The sequence below is a fragment of the Vibrio tarriae genome, from assembly GCF_002216685.1.
GTDB classification, from domain to species: Bacteria; Pseudomonadota; Gammaproteobacteria; order Enterobacterales; family Vibrionaceae; genus Vibrio; species Vibrio tarriae.
Genome location: NZ_CP022353.1, coordinates 2,121,253 through 2,139,021, shown reverse-complemented (window position 1 = coordinate 2,139,021; position 17,769 = coordinate 2,121,253). Strand labels below are relative to the sequence as shown.

The window sequence follows — 17,769 nt, the reverse complement described above, 5'->3', positions numbered from 1 at the left end:
CAAATGTGAATATTGAACTCTTAGCTATACTGCTGCTGTTAGGGGCAGTGGTGGGTGTGCTTGCTGGCTTATTGGGCATTGGTGGCGGCTTACTAGTGGTCCCCGCTCTACTGTTTTTACTGCCTTATGCTGGCATCTCGACCGAGATTGTGATGCAGCTTGCGCTGGCCACATCGTTAGCGACGATCATACTCACATCAGGCTCATCGGCACTAAACCATCTAAAGCTGGGTAATGTCGATGTTTTTGTCGTGAAATGGTTAATGCCGGGTGTGGTGGTCGGTGGGTTTTTAGGCTCAGTGGTTGCAGAATGGATCCCAAGCCAATATTTACCCAAAGTGTTCGGGGTCATTGTGCTCTGTTTGAGTGTGCAGATGTACCGTTCGATACGTGCATTACAAAATCATCCAATGCCAAGTGCATGGATTACCACCTTGTGCGGTACCGGAATTGGGGTGATCTCAAGTTTGGCCGGTATTGGCGGCGGTTCTTTATCGGTGCCTTTTTTGAATCGACATGGCATTGAAATGAAAAAGGCGATAGGTTCTTCATCGGTCTGTGGTTTTGCGATTGCGATATCGGGCATGATTGGTTTTATTTTGCACGGTTATCAAGTGGAGAACTTGCCACAATACAGCCTTGGTTATGTTTATTTACCTGCATTGTTAGCGATTGCTACAACATCGATGCTTACCACGCGAATTGGCGCTAAACTTGCCACCCAAATGCCAACAGCAAGGCTTAAGCGATTCTTTGCCATTTTTTTAATGTGCGTCGCTGTGACCATGTTGTTCCAGTAATACTCATTGTTTATAGAGAAGGTTTGTTATGCCTCAGGGTTATCTGCAGTTTCCCAATATTGACCCCGTATTGTTTTCGATCGGCCCTCTAGCGGTGCGCTGGTATGGCTTGATGTATTTGGTGGGTTTCCTTTTTGCTATGTGGTTGGCCAATCGCCGAGCGGATCGCGCGGGCAGTGGTTGGACGCGTGAGCAAGTCTCTGACTTGTTATTCGCCGGCTTTTTAGGTGTAGTGATCGGTGGCCGAGTTGGTTATGTGATCTTCTACAATTTTGAACTGTTCCTCGCTGACCCTCTTTATTTATTCAAAGTTTGGACTGGCGGTATGTCCTTCCATGGCGGCTTATTGGGTGTGATCACCGCCATGTTCTGGTATGCGCGTAAAAACCAACGCACCTTCTTTGGTGTGGCCGATTTTGTTGCCCCCTTGGTGCCATTCGGTTTGGGGATGGGACGTATCGGTAACTTTATGAATAGTGAACTTTGGGGACGAGTAACGGATGTGCCTTGGGCTTTTGTATTCCCTAATGGTGGCCCACTGCCGCGTCATCCTTCACAGCTTTATGAATTCGCCTTAGAAGGCGTGGTTCTATTCTTTATTCTCAATTGGTTTATTGGTAAACCTCGTCCGCTAGGCAGCGTATCCGGACTGTTTTTAGCTGGATACGGTACATTCCGCTTCCTTGTGGAATACGTCCGTGAGCCAGATGCTCAGTTGGGTCTGTTTGGTGGCTTCATTTCAATGGGGCAAATCCTCTCGTTACCTATGGTGATCATCGGTATTTTGATGATGGTTTGGTCTTACAAGCGCGGTTTGTATCAAGACCGTGTAGCAGCAAAATAGGGTAGTTAGGTGAAACAGTATTTAGATCTTTGTCAGCGCATCGTCGATCAAGGTGTTTGGGTTGAAAATGAACGAACGGGCAAGCGTTGTTTGACCGTGATTAATGCCGATTTGACCTACGATGTGGGCAACAATCAGTTTCCTCTAGTGACTACACGCAAGAGTTTTTGGAAAGCTGCCGTGGCCGAGTTGCTCGGCTATATTCGTGGTTACGATAATGCGGCGGATTTTCGCCAATTAGGTACCAAAACCTGGGATGCTAATGCCAATTTAAACCAAGCATGGCTCAACAATCCTTACCGTAAAGGTGAGGATGACATGGGACGCGTGTATGGCGTTCAGGGTAGAGCTTGGGCTAAGCCTGATGGTGGTCATATTGACCAGTTGAAAAAGATTGTCGATGATTTGAGTCGTGGCGTTGATGACCGAGGTGAAATCCTTAACTTCTACAATCCGGGTGAATTTCATATGGGGTGTTTGCGCCCTTGCATGTACAGTCATCATTTTTCATTGCTGGGGGATACCTTGTATCTCAACAGTACTCAGCGTTCATGTGATGTGCCCTTGGGTTTGAATTTCAACATGGTGCAGGTTTATGTGTTCCTTGCGCTGATGGCACAGATCACAGGGAAAAAGCCGGGCTTGGCGTATCACAAGATCGTCAATGCGCACATTTACGAAGATCAACTCGAATTGATGCGCGATGTGCAGCTAAAACGTGAGCCATTCCCTGCGCCTCAGTTCCATATCAATCCAAAGATTAAAACACTGCATGATTTGGAAACTTGGGTCACTTTGGATGATTTTGACGTCACCGGATATCAGTTCCACGATCCTATTCAATATCCATTTTCAGTCTAACTCGGCTTTCTGGCGGTACGTTTGATTGGTTATATAAAAAAAGCTCCCGAATGTCGGGAGCTTTTTTATGTGCGGATGTTGCATTAACGCTTAAGCTGTCAGGGCAAGAATGCTGCCGGGGATCACGACAAATACACCCAGCAAGTAACTCACGACAACCATTTTGCTCTTACAAGCCCAAGTTGAGATGAGCTCTGCACCTTTAATCGGCAGTTCGCGTAAGAAAGGAATACCGTAAATCAAGACAGTGGCCATCAAGTTAAAGCTTAAGTGCACCAGCGCAATTTGCAGAGCAAACACGGCAAACTCACCGGAGACTGCCGTTGCGGCCAGCAGAGCGGTAATACAAGTACCAATGTTCGCACCTAAGGTAAATGGGTAGATTTCACGCACTTTCAGCACGCCAGAACCCACGAGTGGAACCATTAGACTGGTTGTGGTCGAAGATGACTGAACCAATACAGTCACAATAGTACCCGAAGCAATACCGTGTAGCGGGCCACGGCCAATCGCGTTTTGTAGCGTTTCACGCGCGCGACCAACCATCAGGCTTTTCATCAGTTTGCCCATCACCGTAATGGCGACGAAAATGGTCGCAATACCTAATACGATAAGCGCTACACCACCGAAAGTATTACCCAATACCGAGAGCTGGTTTTCAAGACCTGTGATGACAGGTTTGGTGATCGGTTTGATGAAGTCAAAACCTTTCATGCTCATATCGCCAGTCGCAAGCAGAGGCGAAACTAGCCAGTGTGAGACTTTCTCTAAAATACCAAACATCATCTCTAGAGGTAGGAAGATCAACACTGCGAGAAGGTTGAAAAAATCGTGGATGGTGGCGCTGGCGAAAGCGCGGCGGAACTCTTCTTTACAGCGCATATGGCCAAGGCTGACGAGAGTATTGGTTACTGTAGTACCAATATTGGCACCCATGACCATAGGGATCGCGGTTTCAACCGGTAAACCACCGGCAACGAGACCAACAATAATAGAGGTCACCGTGCTTGAGGATTGAATCAGTGCCGTTGCCACTAAACCAATCATTAATCCTGCAATAGGGTGTGAAGCAAATTCGAATAGAACTTTGGCTTGATCGCCGGTCGCCCATTTAAAACCGCTGCCGACCATTGCGACTGCAAGAAGTAGTAAATACAGCATGAAAGCCAAGTTTGCCCAACGTAGGCCTTTCGTGGTCAGCGAAATCGGCGCTGCAGGGGAAGTTGCTTGGTTTATCATTATTTTCTCCGTGGACCGTTGTTAAGGGTTCGGTCGATTGTTGAATTCGAGGCTGATGGTAGAGAGGAAATATTTCACTAATATGACATTTCGGTGTAACTGATGAGTTATTCATCAATATTGCAGCGGACTTAAAAAATGGGTAATAAGAGTTTTGCTATCTTACTGTTTTGTAAAGAGTGTCTAGCCGATGTCACTTGACGATTGGGTTGTAACAAAGTGTGTAATGAGCTTATCGATGTGTTTGAAGCTCTATCGGTTTATGACAGTTCGTGTTTTTGTTTATGAAAAATTCTAACTAAACGGTTTATTGTTTCGGTTTATCCGAACTTATTGTTGTAAAAGATCGCATCTGTTATAAGGAAAGCGGGATTTCTAGCGGGTAGTCGATTTCATGTCTCATCTTAACTATAACCACCTCTACTATTTTTGGATGGTGTGTAAACAAGGCTCGGTAACCAAAGCGGCCGATGCTTTGTTTTTAACGCCCCAAACCGTGACGGGGCAGATCAAAGCTTTGGAAGATCGACTTGATGGTAAGTTGACGAAACGTAATGGCCGCAGTATTGAGCCGACTGAATTGGGGCAGTTGGTCTTTAAATACGCTGATCGTATGTTTGGCTTGAGCTATGAAATGTTGGATATCGTTAACTATAGCCAGCGTTCAAACTTGCTGTTTGATGTGGGGGTGGCAGACGCCTTATCCAAAAGATTGGTGAGCAAAATATTACTGACGTCAGTGCCTGGCGATAATCGGATCCATCTGCGCTGCTTTGAATCAACCCATGAGATGTTATTAGAACAGTTAGCGCAGCATAAGTTGGATATGATCTTGTCCGATTGTCCAGTGGACTCGAGCCAAAGTCCCGGCTTATTTAGTAAAAAACTCGGTGAAAGCCGCATGAGTTTTTTCAGCTTTGGTGAGGTGGATTTTGCTCCATTCCCCGCTGTGTTGCAGAGTAAAAAACTGTTAGTGCCAGGAAGTCGAACCGCAATGGGACGTAAAGTGCGGCAGTGGTTTGATCGTCAAGGGTTACAACCGCATATTCTCGGTGAATTTGACGACTCTGCTTTAATGAAAGCGTTTGCCATCTATCACAGTGATGCCGTGTTTATGGCTCCCTCTTTTTATGTCTCAGAAGTGGATGCGGAATCATCATTGAAACTCATCGGACATGTGGATGAGATTAAAGAGGAGTATTATGTCATCTTCGCTGAACGCATGATCCAGCACCCAGCAGTAAAAAATGTCTGTGATGCTGATTTTACTAACTTATTTTTGTGAATAATTATCACTGTTAAGTCTTTGATCACTACCCAATGATAAGTGAAAACAATAAACTAGCGTTCTTGATTAGTTTTTTATCATTATCAGCGAGTTTTCTCCGCTTTCACCATTTCGACCCATCATGATCACTCAACCGAATTACGACATCGGTGATTAGAACGACAGAGAAAAGTGAATGAATGGGTTGGAATTAAAATGCCGTATTTAAAGGGGGCACCAATGAATCTCCAAGAGATGGAAAAAAATTCTGCCAAAGCGGTAGTTTTGCTCAAAGCGATGGCCAATGAGCGGCGACTGCAAATTTTATGTATGTTACTGGACAATGAACTGTCGGTAGGCGAATTGAGCAGCCGTTTGGAACTTAGCCAATCTGCTCTGTCTCAACATCTAGCGTGGCTACGTCGTGATGGTTTAGTGAATACACGTAAAGAAGCACAAACCGTGTTTTATACGCTGAGCAGTGCCGAAGTGAAGGCGATGATTGAACTGTTGCACCGTCTTTATTGTCAGGCGAATCAGTAGGGTGGTCGAAAAAAGGTATAAAAAAACCGGCGTAGGCCGGTTTTTTGTTGCTGAAGATCAAACTCTATTACAGAGCGTTGATCGCAGCAAAGAAGCGAGACTTGTGACGAGCTGCTTTATTCTTGTGAATAAGGCCTTTAGTCGCCATGCGGTCTAGGATTGGTGTAACTACAGCGAATGCAGCAGTTGCAGCTTCTTTGTCGCCAGCAGCGATTGCAGCAACAGTTTTCTTCATGTAAGTGCGCATCATAGAACGACGGCTAGCGTTGTGCTGGCGACGTTTCTCAGCTTGGATAGCGCGCTTCTTAGCAGATTTGTTATTTGCCAAGGGTCTAACTCCCAAAAACTTAGTTCGGTGACATTTTAAGGGCGGGAAATATCCCCGATTTGCTCTTTAATGTCAAATGATTTGTGCAAAAACCCAACTGGACCAAACAAACTTGGTATCGAAGAGCCTTCACGGTTAAGATGGCGGGGATTCTATCAGCATTTTTTTACCAATGCTAATACTTATCTGATCTCACTATGACATTCTTATCCTTTCGAATCAGATAATGTGGTTTTGACTCTTTGTTCGAGGTTACCGTGAGTAAACGCTTACTCAAGTCTGGCATTATTGTAAGTGCTATGACTTTGATTTCTCGTGTTTTAGGTTTAGTGCGCGATGTGGTTGTGGCCAATTTGATGGGCGCAGGCGCAAGTGCTGACGTATTCTTTTTTGCCAACCGAATTCCCAACTTTTTACGCCGATTATTTGCAGAAGGGGCCTTCTCTCAAGCATTTGTCCCAGTATTAACTGAATATCACGCCTCGGGTGATATCAATAAAACTCGAGATTTAATTGCGCGAGCGTCGGGAACTCTCGGTGTTTTAGTGACCATAGTGACGCTAATTGGCGTGCTCGGCTCTGGCGCAGTCACCGCATTATTTGGCGCAGGTTGGTTCCTAGACTGGTTGAATGGGGGCCCTGCTGCAGGAAAGTTTGAGTTAGCGAGCCTGCTGCTTAAGATTACTTTTCCCTATTTGTGGTTTATCACCTTTGTTGCCTTGTCTGGGGCAATTTTAAACACCTTAGGTAAGTTTGCCGTCTCCTCTTTCACGCCAGTTTTCTTGAACGTGATGATGATTTTGTGTGCTTGGTACCTCTCGCCAAATCTAGAACAGCCGGAAGTGGGCTTAGCAATAGGCGTATTTTTAGGTGGTTTAGTCCAGTTTTTATTTCAACTGCCATTTTTGATCAAGGCTGGAGTGCTGGTTAGGCCTAAATGGGGCTGGAAAGATCCTGGGGTGGTGAAAATTCGCACACTGATGATTCCTGCGCTGTTTGGAGTATCGGTCAGTCAAATCAACTTGTTATTTGACTCCTTCGTGGCCAGTTTTCTGCAAACTGGTTCGATCAGTTGGCTCTATTATTCGGATCGCCTGCTGGAGTTTCCCCTCGGCTTATTTGGAATTGCCATCGCGACGGTGATTTTGCCTGCCTTATCGCGTAAACATGTAGATGCGCACAGTGATGGCTTTGCCCACACCATGGATTGGGGCATTCGCATGGTCACGTTTCTCGGCATTCCTGCCATGCTGGGTTTGATTGTACTGGCAAAACCTATGCTGATGGTGCTGTTTATGCGCGGGGAATTTACTCCAAGCGATGTAGAGCAAGCGTCCTATTCGTTACTCGCTTACTCATCTGGCCTACTCAGCTTTATGTTGATCAAAGTGTTAGCGCCGGGATATTACTCACGTCAAGACACGAAAACCCCCGTACGTTACGGAATTATCGCTATGGTCAGCAATATTGTGCTTAACGCGATCTTTGCGTGGTTTTACGGCTATGTTGGCTTGGCGGTCGCGACTTCCATGTCCGCTTTCCTCAATATGGCACTGCTTTATCGTGGTTTGCACTTACAAGGTGTTTATCATCTCACTCGCAAAACCGTCTGGTTTGTTGCGCGACTTGTGATGGCGGGAGCGGTAATGACTGGTGCGCTTTTGTGGCAGTTAGACACTATGGCTACATGGCTGAGCTGGGGAATCAGTCAGCGCGCATTGACGCTGACAGGCTTGATTGGCCTTGGCGTGGCATCTTATCTGGCTATTTTGCTGTTACTGGGTGTTCGTCTCAAAGATCTAAAAGCGGCGACAGAGTAGCGAGCTTTAGGTATAATCCGCCAGTTTCGCACCATGAGAATCAAAATATAGGTTTTAAGCATCTTCCGATGGAATTAATACGCGGTATTCATAACATTCAATCTCGCCATCACGGCTGTGTATTGACGATTGGCAACTTTGACGGTGTTCATCTTGGTCATCAACAAGTGCTCAGTCAGGTGGTGCAGCGTGCCCAGCAGATGGGTTTGCCTTCGGTAGTGATGACGTTTGAACCTCAGCCCTTAGAGCTGTTTGCCAAACAACAAGCGCCCGCGCGTTTAACACGTCTGCGCGATAAGTTTGTGCAACTGAGCAAACTCGGGGTTGATCGCCTGTTGTGCGTTAATTTCAACCATCATTTTGCCCAATTGGATGCCCACACGTTTATTCGTGACTTGTTGGTGACCCGTTTGGGTGTTAAGTTTCTGGTGGTTGGTGATGATTTCTGCTTCGGTAAAGAGCGCCAAGGTAACTTTGCGCTGCTACAACAGGCAGGGCAAGCCCTAGGTTTTGAGGTGGTGAGCACCCAAAGCTTCTGTTTGCAACAACTGCGCGTGAGTAGTACCGCGATTCGTGAAGCGTTAGCGGCTGACCAATTGAGCAGTGCCTCGGCTATGTTGGGGCGCCATTACAGTATCAGCGGTCGTGTCTCGCATGGTCAAAAACTCGGGCGAACGATCGGCTTTCCCACCGCCAACATTCCACTGAAACGTTGTGTTTCTCCAGTTTCGGGAGTGTATGTGGTTGAAGCCTATGGTTTGGGCCCAACGCCAGTCGGTGGGGTTGCCAATATCGGTAATCGTCCGACGGTCGATGGTATTCGCCAGCAGCTAGAAGTGCACTTTTTTGACTTTCAAGGCAACCTGTACGGAAAGCAGTTGGAAGTCGCGCTGTTACATAAATTACGTGATGAGCGCAAATTCGCCTCTTTTGAGGCACTAAAGCAACAAATTGAATTGGATGCTGAAGCAGCAAGGGTGTGGCTGCGTCAGCTTAAGGGTTGCTCGGTTGATTCCACCCAGCAACAACATGTCTAACTTCGCCCAATATAACGGAATTAAGAATCGATGAGTGAGTATAAAGATACCCTGAACCTTCCTGAAACAGGGTTTCCAATGCGCGGCGATCTGGCCAAACGCGAGCCAGAAATGCTGCAACGTTGGTATCAAGAAGACCTGTACGGTGCGATCCGTCAGGCTAAAAAAGGCAAAAAATCTTTCGTATTACACGATGGCCCTCCTTACGCCAACGGTGATATTCATATTGGCCACGCTCTGAACAAGATTCTTAAAGACGTCATTATTAAATCGAAAACCCTGTCAGGTTTTGATGCGCCTTATATTCCGGGTTGGGATTGCCACGGTCTGCCGATCGAATTGATGGTAGAGAAGAAAGTGGGCAAGCCGGGGCAAAAAGTCACCGCGGCCGAATTTCGTGAAAAGTGTCGCGAATACGCGGCAGGCCAAGTGGAAGGCCAAAAAGAGAGCTTTAAGCGTCTTGGCATTCTGGGCGAGTGGGATAAGCCTTATCGCACTATGGATTTTGTCACTGAAGCGAACATTATCCGTGCGCTTGGCAAAATTGCCGACAATGGGCACTTGCTGAAAGGTTTTAAACCGGTTCACTGGTGTACCGACTGTGGTTCAGCACTGGCTGAAGCGGAAGTCGAGTACAAAAACAAAGTTTCTCCTTCGATTGATGTTCGTTTTAAAGCCGCTGATGAAGCCGCTGTGCTGGCTAAGTTTGGTCTGGCTGCTGGCCATGAAGGCAAAGGCGATGTGTCGATTGTGATTTGGACAACCACACCTTGGACACTGCCGGCTAACCGCGCGGTATGTCTGCGTGCAGATTTAGAATACGTACTGATCCAAGTTGAAGGTGAGCAACCAGAGCGCATTATCGTCGCCTCTGAGCTGGCGAAATCGGTGATGGATCGCGCGGGCATTGAGCACTTCCATAACCTTGGTTTCGCAAGTGGTGCCGATCTGGAGCTGACTCAGTTCCAACATCCATTCTACTCCTTCACTGTGCCAGCCATTTTAGGCGATCACGTAACGACCGATTCTGGTACCGGTGTGGTACATACTGCGCCGGGTCATGGTCAAGAAGACTTTGCCGTTGGTCAACAGTACGGTTTGGAAGTGGCAAACCCTGTAGGTTCAAACGGCGTATATCTGCCAGACACTGAGCTGTTTGCGGGTCAACACGTATTTAAAGCCAACGATTCTGTGTTGGAAGTGCTGAAAGAAAAAGGTGCGTTGTTGCATCATCACGCGTATGAGCACAGCTACCCACACTGCTGGCGTCATAAAACGCCGATCATCTTCCGTGCGACGCCGCAATGGTTTGTATCCATGGAACAAGCGGGTCTACGTGAACAAGCTCTGACGGCAATCAAAGGCGTACATTGGATGCCGGATTGGGGTCAAAGCCGTATTGAAGGTATGGTGGCAGGTCGCCCTGAGTGGTGTATCTCTCGTCAACGTACTTGGGGCGTGCCAATTGCACTGTTCGTGCACAAAGAAACCGCTGAACTGCATCCAAACAGCGCTGATCTGATTGAGAAAGTGGCGCAACTGGTTGAGCAAAAAGGCATTCAAGCATGGTGGGATCTCGATACTGCGGAACTGCTTGGCGCTGAAGATGCGGCCAACTATGAAAAAGTGCTGGATACGCTAGATGTATGGTTTGACTCAGGGGTGACTCACTCTGCGGTTGTGGATGCACGTCAAGAATTCAACGGCGCAGAAGCGGACATGTACTTAGAGGGTTCTGACCAACACCGCGGCTGGTTCCAATCATCCCTCATCTCTTCTGTGGCGATGAAAGGCAAAGCGCCTTACAAAGAAGTATTGACGCACGGTTTCGTGGTTGATGGCCAAGGCCGAAAGATGTCGAAGTCGATCGGTAACGTGGTTGCTCCACAAGATGTGACCAACAAGCTGGGTGCGGATATTCTGCGTCTATGGGTGGCGTCAACCGATTACACAGGCGAAGTCGCCGTATCGGATGAGATCCTTAAGCGTTCTGCGGATGCGTACCGTCGTATTCGTAACACCGCACGTTTCTTCTTGGCGAACCTGAACGGCTTCAACCCAACCACAGATATTATTCCTGTTGAAGACATGGTGGCGTTGGATCGTTGGGCTGTTGGTCGCGCACTGGCTGCTCAGCAAGAAATCATCCAAGCGTATCAGGATTACAACCTGCACGCGGTGGTACAGCGTTTGATGAACTTCTGTTCAATCGAGATGGGCTCTTTCTATCTGGATGTGATTAAAGACCGTCAATACACAGCCAAACGTGGTGGTCATGCACAGCGTAGCTGTCAAACCGCTCTGTTCTTCATTGTGGAAGCTCTGGTTCGTTGGATGGCGCCTATCATGTCATTCACCGCTGATGAAATTTGGAACGCAATGCCAGCGCAGCAAGCTGACGGCAGCGCACGTGACAAGTTCGTGTTTACCACGGAATGGTTTGATGGCCTGTTTGGTTTGGCAGAAGGCGAAGAGCTAAATAACGCATTCTGGAATGATATTCAGAAAGTGCGTGGCTCAGTCAACAAACTGCTGGAAAACGCTCGTAACGAAAAACTGATCGGCGGTTCACTGCAAGCAGAATTGGTGCTGTTTGCTGATGATGCACTGGCGAGTAAGCTAGCGAAACTGGGCGATGAGCTGCGTTTCGTGCTGCTGACTTCAAAAGCCGTGGTGAAACCACTGGCTGAGAAGAGCGAGGCTGCACAGGCGACCGATATCGATGGCTTGTTTGTTCAAGTGAACAAAACTGAAGCTGAGAAGTGCGATCGCTGTTGGCACCACACCCCTGATGTAGGCACGATTGCAGGTCACACCACCATTTGTGGTCGCTGCGTGTCTAACGTTGAAGGTGAAGGCGAAGTACGCAAATTTGCGTAATTCAGGCTAACCATCATGTCGAATTCGTCTCTGACTCTTAAACAATCTGGATTGCGCTGGCTGTGGCTGGCGCTTCTGGTGTTCATTGCTGACATCACGATCAAGTTAATTGTGATGGATAACATGGGCTATGGTTGGGCAAACCGTATTGAGGTGCTGCCTTTCTTTAACCTGCTGTATGTGCATAACTATGGCGCGGCTTTTAGCTTTCTGAGCGATCAGGAAGGGTGGCAGCGCTGGCTATTTACGGGGATTGCCTTTGTGGTCACTGGCATGCTTGCTTACTGGATGCGTCGTCTTCCGGCGAGTGATAAGTGGAACAATATTGCTTATGCGCTGATCATTGGCGGTGCAGTGGGCAATGTGTTTGATCGCATCGTGCATGGTTTTGTGGTCGATTATCTCGATTTTTACTGGGGAACCTACCACTGGCCAGCGTTCAATTTGGCCGACAGTACGATCTGTATCGGTGCAGTGATGATTATTCTCGATGGTTTTCGCGCTAAGAAAAGTGCACCAAGTCAGTCTTAGTGCTCTGCATTGCGCCGTAAAGCAAAGACACTGCGGCAAATAACCACAAGCGCCGTCCGTTGATTCGGAGGGCGCTTTTTACTATAAAGGCTGGCATCAGCGCCCGTCCGTCTCCGCTAAAGTGAAGCGGCGTTCGTTAAACAATAACAAGGTAGTGATAACGTGAACCCTATTGCCTCTAACTCTGCAGTTACCCTGCATTTTACGATCAAGCTCAAGGATGGCTCTGTTGCTGACAGTACCCATAATCAAGGAAAACCTGCCAAGCTAGTGATGGGCGACGGTAGCCTGAGCCCCAATTTCGAGCAGTGTTTACTTGGAATGTTGCCGGGCGAGAAAAAATCGGTCGCTTTAGCGGCGCAAGATGCGTTTGGGGCGCCCAATCCAGATCATGTCCATTACATGGATCGCAGTAAGTTTCTTGGTGGCGATCTGCAGTTAGAGGTCGGAACTATTATGGCTTTCAGTGGCCCTGACGGAATGGAAATTCCCGGAATCATCACGGAGATCGCCGGTGACTCAGTTACTGTCGATTTCAATCACCCATTGGCAGGGCAAGACATCACCTTTGATGTTGAGATCTTGTCTGTTGAGTGAGTTTCCTTACAATAGCCAACCATAACGACTAGCAATGAGCAAACCAATGAAAATACTGTTAGCCAACCCTCGCGGTTTCTGCGCGGGTGTGGATCGCGCGATCAGCATTGTTGAGCGTGCGCTGGAGCTTTATCAGCCGCCGATTTATGTGCGTCATGAAGTGGTGCACAACCGCTTTGTGGTCGAGGGGTTAAAGCAGCGTGGAGCCCGCTTTGTTGAGGAATTAAATGAAGTTCCCGACGATAACATTGTGATTTTTTCGGCTCATGGTGTGTCGCAAGCGGTTCGCCAAGAAGCGAAAGAGCGTTCACTGACGGTATTTGATGCGACTTGTCCACTGGTGACTAAAGTACATATGGAAGTCGCGCGTGCCAGTCGTAAACATATGGAAGTGGTGTTGATTGGTCATGCCGGCCATCCTGAAGTGGAAGGCACGATGGGTCAGTATGCCAGTGATACAGGCGGCATGTATCTGGTCGAAAAACCGGAAGATGTCGTATCACTGCAAGCTAAGGTGAAAGATCCAAGTAACCTACACTACGTGAGCCAAACAACGTTGTCAGTCGATGAAACGGCGGATGTGATTGATGAACTGCGCCGTGTATTTCCGAAGATCCAAGGCCCGCGTAAAGATGACATCTGTTATGCCACCCAAAACCGGCAAGATGCGGTGCGTATCTTGGCTGAGCAAGTCGATGTGATGGTGGTGGTGGGCTCGAAAAACTCATCGAATTCGACTCGATTAAAGGAGTTGGCTGAGAAGTTGGGCACTCCCGGTTACTTGATTGACTGCCCACAGGATATCGACCCTGAGTGGTTCGTTGATGCGCAGTTAATTGGGGTGACTGCGGGCGCTTCTGCACCTGAAGAGTTGGTAAACCAAATCTTGGATCGCATCAAAGAGCTAGGCGCAACGTCGGTAGAAGAGGTGCTTGGCCGCGAAGAGAACATGTTCTTTGAAGTGCCTAAAGAGCTGCAAATTAAGCAAGTTGACTAATCATTTCGCCATCCATCTTGTGAATCTAAGATGGATGGCTTCTTTGCCATTTCTTTGCAAAGGAATATCGCACAAAAAATGGCTCCCAGATTGGGAGCCATTTTCGTTTTCAATCAGGTGATTGAAGCGTCGAGATTAAGCGGTTTTCGTTACGCCTTGCGGTTTCTCTTCATCGGCAAGATCGGTTTCGCCTTTGCCTTTTGACACTTTCGCGACATAAGCCAGAGCGCCCAGAGCAGCCAGTACACCTGCAATGGTTGAAATCTGCATTGGTAAGCCAAAACCTAACGTGCTGCTGTTAAGGATGAAGCTGATACACACGGTAGTCATAAACAGCGCAGGTACAGTACAGATCCAGTGCAGTTTGTTGTGGCGCATCAGGTAAGCGGTGGCTGTCCACAGCATCATGACTGCGGTCGCTTGGTTTGCAAAACCGAAGTAACGCCAGATGATACCGAAATCGACTTGAGTCAGCACTGCACCGATAACGAACAGAGGTACAGCCATCAGTAGGCGGTTACGCAGTGTTTTTTGCTCCATGTTGAAGTATTCAGCCAAGATCAGACGGCTTGAACGGAACGCGGTATCACCCGAAGTGATAGGCAGGATCACCACGCCAAGGAAAGCAATCACACCACCAAACACACCCAGCAGGCCGAAAGAAGCACCGTAAACCACGTTACCTGGGCCACCGTTTTTCACCGCTTCAGACAGCGCTTCCAGCGAGCCGAAGAAAGAGAGAGCAATGGTACACCAGATAAGAGCAATGATGCCTTCACCAATCATCGCGCCGTAAAACACGAAGCGACCGTTCTTCTCATTTTCCATACAGCGTGCCATCAGCGGAGACTGAGTCGCGTGGAAGCCAGAGATAGCACCACAAGCGATGGTGATGAACAGAGCTGGCCACAGAGGCATGTCATTCGGGTTGAGGTTTTTCACCATATCGCTGATTTCAAATCCGCCCAGCACTTGGTGCTCAGAAGAGAACGCAATCGCCGTCATCAAACCAACCGACATGAAAATCAGTAGCGCACCAAACAGTGGGTAGAAACGGCCGATGATTTTATCAACAGGAACGATAGTCGCCAGAATGTAGTAAGCGAAGATGATCACGACCATGGTGGTCATGCTGACGGTTAAGTCAGTTTGTTGGTTAATCAGGTTAGTGATCATGCCAGCAGGGGCTGAAACGAACACCACACCAACCAGAAGCAGCAACACAATGGCAAAAATGTTCATAAAGTGTTTTGCGCCATTGCCTAAGTAACGACCCGTGATGGATGGAACTGAAGCACCACCGTTACGGATAGAAAGCATACCTGAGAAGTAGTCGTGTACTGCACCCGCGAAGATGCAGCCCACCACGATCCACAACATAGCTGCAGGGCCGTACAGCGCACCCATGATTGGACCAAAGATAGGACCAACACCGGCGATGTTCAGCAGTTGTACGAGATAAACTTTTGGGGTGGACATCGGTACATAGTCGACGCCGTCCGTTTTTGTATGGGCAGGGGTTTGACGCTTTTCGTTGATGCCAAATACTTTCTCTACGAAAGCTCCGTAAATAAAGTAACCGCCAACGAGGGCTGCGACACAGGTAAGAAACCACAACATAGCGTTTGTCCTTTTGTTAATGAATTAAGCTCACTGTGGATAGTAATTTATCAATAAGCGAGCTTCACTGGCTTTCCGAGTCAGTGGTCGTGTGGTGAGTTAAGCGGCGTTTAGTTTGATTGAGTGGTTTAGAGTGAGAGTAAACGGTTGAGTATAAATTTGAGTGGCAGCACACCCGATTCAATGGCATGCTCGTTTCACCAACAAGATGCGTTCGGCTAACTCAAGGTAAAACATGAAAAAATGGATAGTAATGAGCTTTATAGCGCTGCTTGTAGGTTGTGCTGCGAGTGAGTCACAGTTAGTACAAGAGGGTAATTGGTATCAAATCGGTTATCAAGATGCCGTGACTGGGCATACTCAGCGGAGCTATAAAAGCTTAATGGCGCTCGGCTCAGTCAAACTTGGCGATTATGAACAAGGCTACCAAAAGGGATTAGATCAATATTGTAACCCCGATGTTGCTTATCAAATTGGCTTGAGCGGCCAATATTATGAAGGAATTTGTGAAGGTACGGAGCAGGCGCAGCGATTTCGTATGGAGTGGCAACGCGGTTGGAATGAATACAATCAATAACTGATAAGAAGAGGTGCAATGATGCACGAAGAGTCTATTGCTCTGACTATCGCTGCGGTTGGCGTAGTCGGTTTAGGATGTCAGTGGTTAGCGTGGCGACTGCGCCTGCCTGCTATCTTATTTTTGCTGTTGGCGGGGATTTTGGCTGGCCCTGTGTTTGGGGTGTTAAATCCCGAACGGTTATTGGGAGATTTGCTGTTCCCTCTTGTTTCACTTGCCGTGGCGGTGATTTTGTTTGAAGGCAGTCTGACTCTAAACTTCAAAGAGATCCGCGGCGTCAGTAATACAGTGTGGAGCATTGTCACGGTTGGCGCACTCGTCTCATGGGGGATCACAAGTACGGCCGCACATTGGCTACTTGGCTTTGAATGGCCGTTAGCGCTGATGTTTGGCAGCTTAACTGTAGTGACCGGTCCAACCGTGATTGTGCCTTTGCTGCGCACAGTACGCCCAACCGCACGCTTAGCGAATATTCTGCGTTGGGAGGGGATTTTAATCGATCCACTTGGCGCACTGTTTGTGGTGATGGTGTATGAGTTCATCGTATCCAGCAGTCGTGCCCATAGCTTAGAAGTGTTTGGCCTGATTTTACTCGTCGGTTTTGCGATTGGCATTGCCTCCGGAGCAGCGGTAGCGGCGGTGTTGCGTCGAAGCTTGTTGCCGGAATATTTACAACCATTTGCGGTGCTAAGTGTCGTACTCGGTGTGTTTGCTGCGTCCAATGCCTTGGAGTCCGAATCTGGCTTACTGACAGTGACTGTCATGGGGATGTGGCTGGCGAATGCTAAAGGGGTCAATATCCAACACATTTTGCACTTTAAAGAGCATCTGACGATTTTGCTGATCACGGGGCTGTTTATTCTGCTTGCGGCGCGGATTGAGGTGGCGGATTTCCAAGCCTTAGGTTGGAGTGCCTTAGGACTGTTTGTGGTGATGCAACTTCTGGCTCGCCCTGCGTCTATCTTCATTTCAACTTTGCGCAGCACGCTCAATGTTCGTGAAAAAGCCTTTTTAGCTTGGGTGGCTCCGCGCGGGATTGTGGCCGCTTCGATCTCTTCTCTGTTTGCCATCAAATTGATGGAGTTTGGTATTGCCGATGCCAAGCTATTAGTGCCGCTGACCTTTATGGTGATCATTGGCACCGTCGTGCTGCAAAGTGCGACTGCTCGACCAATGGCGTTGGCATTGAAGGTGTCTGAACCTGCGCCGAAAGGCTTTTTGATCATTGGTGCGAATGATGTGGCGCGTCAGGTTGGCTTAGCGATCGCTAAGTATGATTGTCGAGTCGTGGTGACGGATTCCAACTGGGACTACATTCGCCAAGCTCGAATGGCAGGTCTGGAGCACTATTACGGTAACCCAATATCTAGCCATGCCGAGGATTACCTCAATTTGATTGGGATTGGGCATGTGTTGGCACTCAGCCCTGATAAACACTTCAACATCATGGCCTGTATGCAGTTTTTATCGGATTTTGGTGATAAGCGTGTATTTTGCCTTAATGACAACGCGTCCAATAACGTCAGTGAAAAGCATCTAGTGGCTCAGGAATACCATGGCTTGCCATTTTTAGGTGGTGAAGTGAGTTACAAAAAACTGGCGAGTTTAGTCGGCCAAGGTGCGGAAGTGAAGCACACCAAATTGAGCGAAAACTTCACTTATCAGGATTATCAGCAAACCCACAAAGAGAGTTTTGTTTTGCCGCTGTTTTTAGTCGACAGCCGTGGGCGGGTGCAGATGTGTCAGGATGTGGCGAGTTTTGCGCCGAAAGAGGGCGAAATTGTCGTGTCTCTGATCAAAAGTCACGAGAGCCTCTAGGGCTCTCGTT

At 48.0% G+C, this 17,769-nt stretch carries 16 protein-coding genes; 13 read left to right on the top strand and 3 right to left on the bottom strand.

The genetic code is table 11. From position 1 onward, the window contains the following. Window positions 1–5: 5 nt before the first annotated feature. From CEQ48_RS15500 to CEQ48_RS15490, 3 genes are read left to right on the top strand one after another with little or no spacing between them, the layout of a single operon-like run. On the top strand, window positions 6–800 hold the full coding sequence (locus CEQ48_RS15500; RefSeq protein ID WP_001019422.1) for a sulfite exporter TauE/SafE family protein: 795 nt from the start codon (window positions 6–8) through the stop codon (window positions 798–800). 28 nt (window positions 801–828) lie between these two features. Beyond that, complete coding sequence (lgt, locus tag CEQ48_RS15495; RefSeq protein WP_089071860.1) at window positions 829–1,644, top strand: prolipoprotein diacylglyceryl transferase; 816 nt, start codon at window positions 829–831, stop codon at window positions 1,642–1,644. Between the two features lie 9 nt (window positions 1,645–1,653). Further along, a complete protein-coding gene (locus CEQ48_RS15490; RefSeq protein ID WP_089071859.1) occupies window positions 1,654–2,505 on the top strand; it encodes a thymidylate synthase in 852 nt (283 codons plus the stop codon). 90 nt (window positions 2,506–2,595) lie between these two features. Here CEQ48_RS15490 and CEQ48_RS15485 read toward each other — a convergent pair whose 3' ends face one another. Continuing rightward, window positions 2,596–3,744 carry a Na/Pi symporter gene (locus CEQ48_RS15485; protein WP_089071858.1) on the bottom strand — a complete coding sequence of 383 codons (1,149 nt, stop codon included), beginning with the start codon at window positions 3,742–3,744 and terminating at the stop codon, window positions 2,596–2,598. A 394-nt stretch (window positions 3,745–4,138) separates the two neighbouring features. Here CEQ48_RS15485 and nhaR point away from each other — a divergent pair, with 394 nt between their 5' ends. Both nhaR and CEQ48_RS15475 read left to right on the top strand, forming a co-directional pair. Next, window positions 4,139–5,029 (top strand): transcriptional activator NhaR, encoded by an 891-nt coding sequence (gene nhaR / locus CEQ48_RS15480; protein WP_089071857.1) that lies wholly within the window; start codon window positions 4,139–4,141, stop codon window positions 5,027–5,029. Between the two features lie 222 nt (window positions 5,030–5,251). Then, window positions 5,252–5,554, top strand: a complete 303-nt coding sequence (locus CEQ48_RS15475) for an ArsR/SmtB family transcription factor (RefSeq protein WP_198301172.1) — start codon at window positions 5,252–5,254, stop codon at window positions 5,552–5,554. Between the two features lie 67 nt (window positions 5,555–5,621). Here the strand turns inward: CEQ48_RS15475 and rpsT are convergent, their stop codons facing one another. Further along, complete coding sequence (gene rpsT / locus CEQ48_RS15470; protein WP_000002742.1) at window positions 5,622–5,882, bottom strand: 30S ribosomal protein S20; 261 nt, start codon at window positions 5,880–5,882, stop codon at window positions 5,622–5,624. 257 nt (window positions 5,883–6,139) lie between these two features. On the opposite strand from rpsT, the gene murJ reads away from it, so the two are divergent. The 6 genes from murJ to ispH all read left to right on the top strand — a co-directional run bounded on the left by murJ (window position 6,140) and on the right by ispH (window position 13,744). Continuing rightward, window positions 6,140–7,702: a murein biosynthesis integral membrane protein MurJ gene (gene murJ, locus CEQ48_RS15465; protein WP_181710900.1), complete on the top strand. Its 1,563-nt coding sequence runs from the start codon at window positions 6,140–6,142 to the stop codon at window positions 7,700–7,702. A gap of 68 nt (window positions 7,703–7,770) precedes the next feature. Further along, window positions 7,771–8,739, top strand: coding sequence for a bifunctional riboflavin kinase/FAD synthetase (gene ribF / locus CEQ48_RS15460; protein WP_000420408.1), 969 nt, complete (start codon window positions 7,771–7,773; stop codon window positions 8,737–8,739). 30 nt (window positions 8,740–8,769) lie between these two features. Beyond that, window positions 8,770–11,619, top strand: a complete 2,850-nt coding sequence (ileS, locus tag CEQ48_RS15455; protein WP_089071854.1) for an isoleucine--tRNA ligase — start codon at window positions 8,770–8,772, stop codon at window positions 11,617–11,619. Window positions 11,620–11,634: 15 nt separating this feature from the next. Next, a complete protein-coding gene (lspA, locus tag CEQ48_RS15450) occupies window positions 11,635–12,150 on the top strand; it encodes a signal peptidase II (RefSeq protein WP_089071853.1) in 516 nt (171 codons plus the stop codon). Between the two features lie 162 nt (window positions 12,151–12,312). Beyond that, the gene (gene fkpB / locus CEQ48_RS15445) at window positions 12,313–12,747 is read left to right on the top strand and encodes an FKBP-type peptidyl-prolyl cis-trans isomerase (protein WP_001068088.1); all 435 of its coding nucleotides are present in this window, start codon (window positions 12,313–12,315) and stop codon (window positions 12,745–12,747) included. Between the two features lie 34 nt (window positions 12,748–12,781). Further along, window positions 12,782–13,744 (top strand): 4-hydroxy-3-methylbut-2-enyl diphosphate reductase, encoded by a 963-nt coding sequence (ispH, locus tag CEQ48_RS15440; protein WP_001883831.1) that lies wholly within the window; start codon window positions 12,782–12,784, stop codon window positions 13,742–13,744. A 135-nt stretch (window positions 13,745–13,879) separates the two neighbouring features. Here the strand turns inward: ispH and CEQ48_RS15435 are convergent, their stop codons facing one another. Further along, complete coding sequence (locus CEQ48_RS15435) at window positions 13,880–15,364, bottom strand: carbon starvation CstA family protein (RefSeq protein WP_089071852.1); 1,485 nt, start codon at window positions 15,362–15,364, stop codon at window positions 13,880–13,882. 235 nt (window positions 15,365–15,599) lie between these two features. On the opposite strand from CEQ48_RS15435, the gene CEQ48_RS15430 reads away from it, so the two are divergent. Both CEQ48_RS15430 and CEQ48_RS15425 read left to right on the top strand, forming a co-directional pair. Then, window positions 15,600–15,941 carry a DUF2799 domain-containing protein gene (locus tag CEQ48_RS15430; protein ID WP_089071851.1) on the top strand — a complete coding sequence of 114 codons (342 nt, stop codon included), beginning with the start codon at window positions 15,600–15,602 and terminating at the stop codon, window positions 15,939–15,941. Window positions 15,942–15,962: 21 nt separating this feature from the next. After that, the gene (locus CEQ48_RS15425; RefSeq protein ID WP_181710914.1) at window positions 15,963–17,759 is read left to right on the top strand and encodes a cation:proton antiporter; all 1,797 of its coding nucleotides are present in this window, start codon (window positions 15,963–15,965) and stop codon (window positions 17,757–17,759) included. Window positions 17,760–17,769: the final 10 nt, after the last annotated feature.

Bases quoted from the DNA above. Each gene is read 5' to 3' on its own strand.
- ribF (WP_000420408.1), top strand. From the start codon at position 7,771: ATGGAATTAATACGCGGTATTCATAACATTCAATCTCGCCATCACGGC.
- ileS (WP_089071854.1), top strand. From the start codon at position 8,770: ATGAGTGAGTATAAAGATACCCTGAACCTTCCTGAAACAGGGTTTCCA.
- CEQ48_RS15430 (WP_089071851.1), top strand. From the start codon at position 15,600: ATGAAAAAATGGATAGTAATGAGCTTTATAGCGCTGCTTGTAGGTTGT.
- lgt (WP_089071860.1), top strand. From the start codon at position 829: ATGCCTCAGGGTTATCTGCAGTTTCCCAATATTGACCCCGTATTGTTT.
- CEQ48_RS15475 (WP_198301172.1), top strand. From the start codon at position 5,252: ATGAATCTCCAAGAGATGGAAAAAAATTCTGCCAAAGCGGTAGTTTTG.
- ispH (WP_001883831.1), top strand. From the start codon at position 12,782: ATGAGCAAACCAATGAAAATACTGTTAGCCAACCCTCGCGGTTTCTGC.
- lspA (WP_089071853.1), top strand. From the start codon at position 11,635: ATGTCGAATTCGTCTCTGACTCTTAAACAATCTGGATTGCGCTGGCTG.
- CEQ48_RS15485 (WP_089071858.1), bottom strand. From the start codon at position 3,744: ATGATAAACCAAGCAACTTCCCCTGCAGCGCCGATTTCGCTGACCACG.
- CEQ48_RS15425 (WP_181710914.1), top strand. From the start codon at position 15,963: ATGCACGAAGAGTCTATTGCTCTGACTATCGCTGCGGTTGGCGTAGTC.
- CEQ48_RS15435 (WP_089071852.1), bottom strand. From the start codon at position 15,364: ATGTTGTGGTTTCTTACCTGTGTCGCAGCCCTCGTTGGCGGTTACTTT.
- nhaR (WP_089071857.1), top strand. From the start codon at position 4,139: ATGTCTCATCTTAACTATAACCACCTCTACTATTTTTGGATGGTGTGT.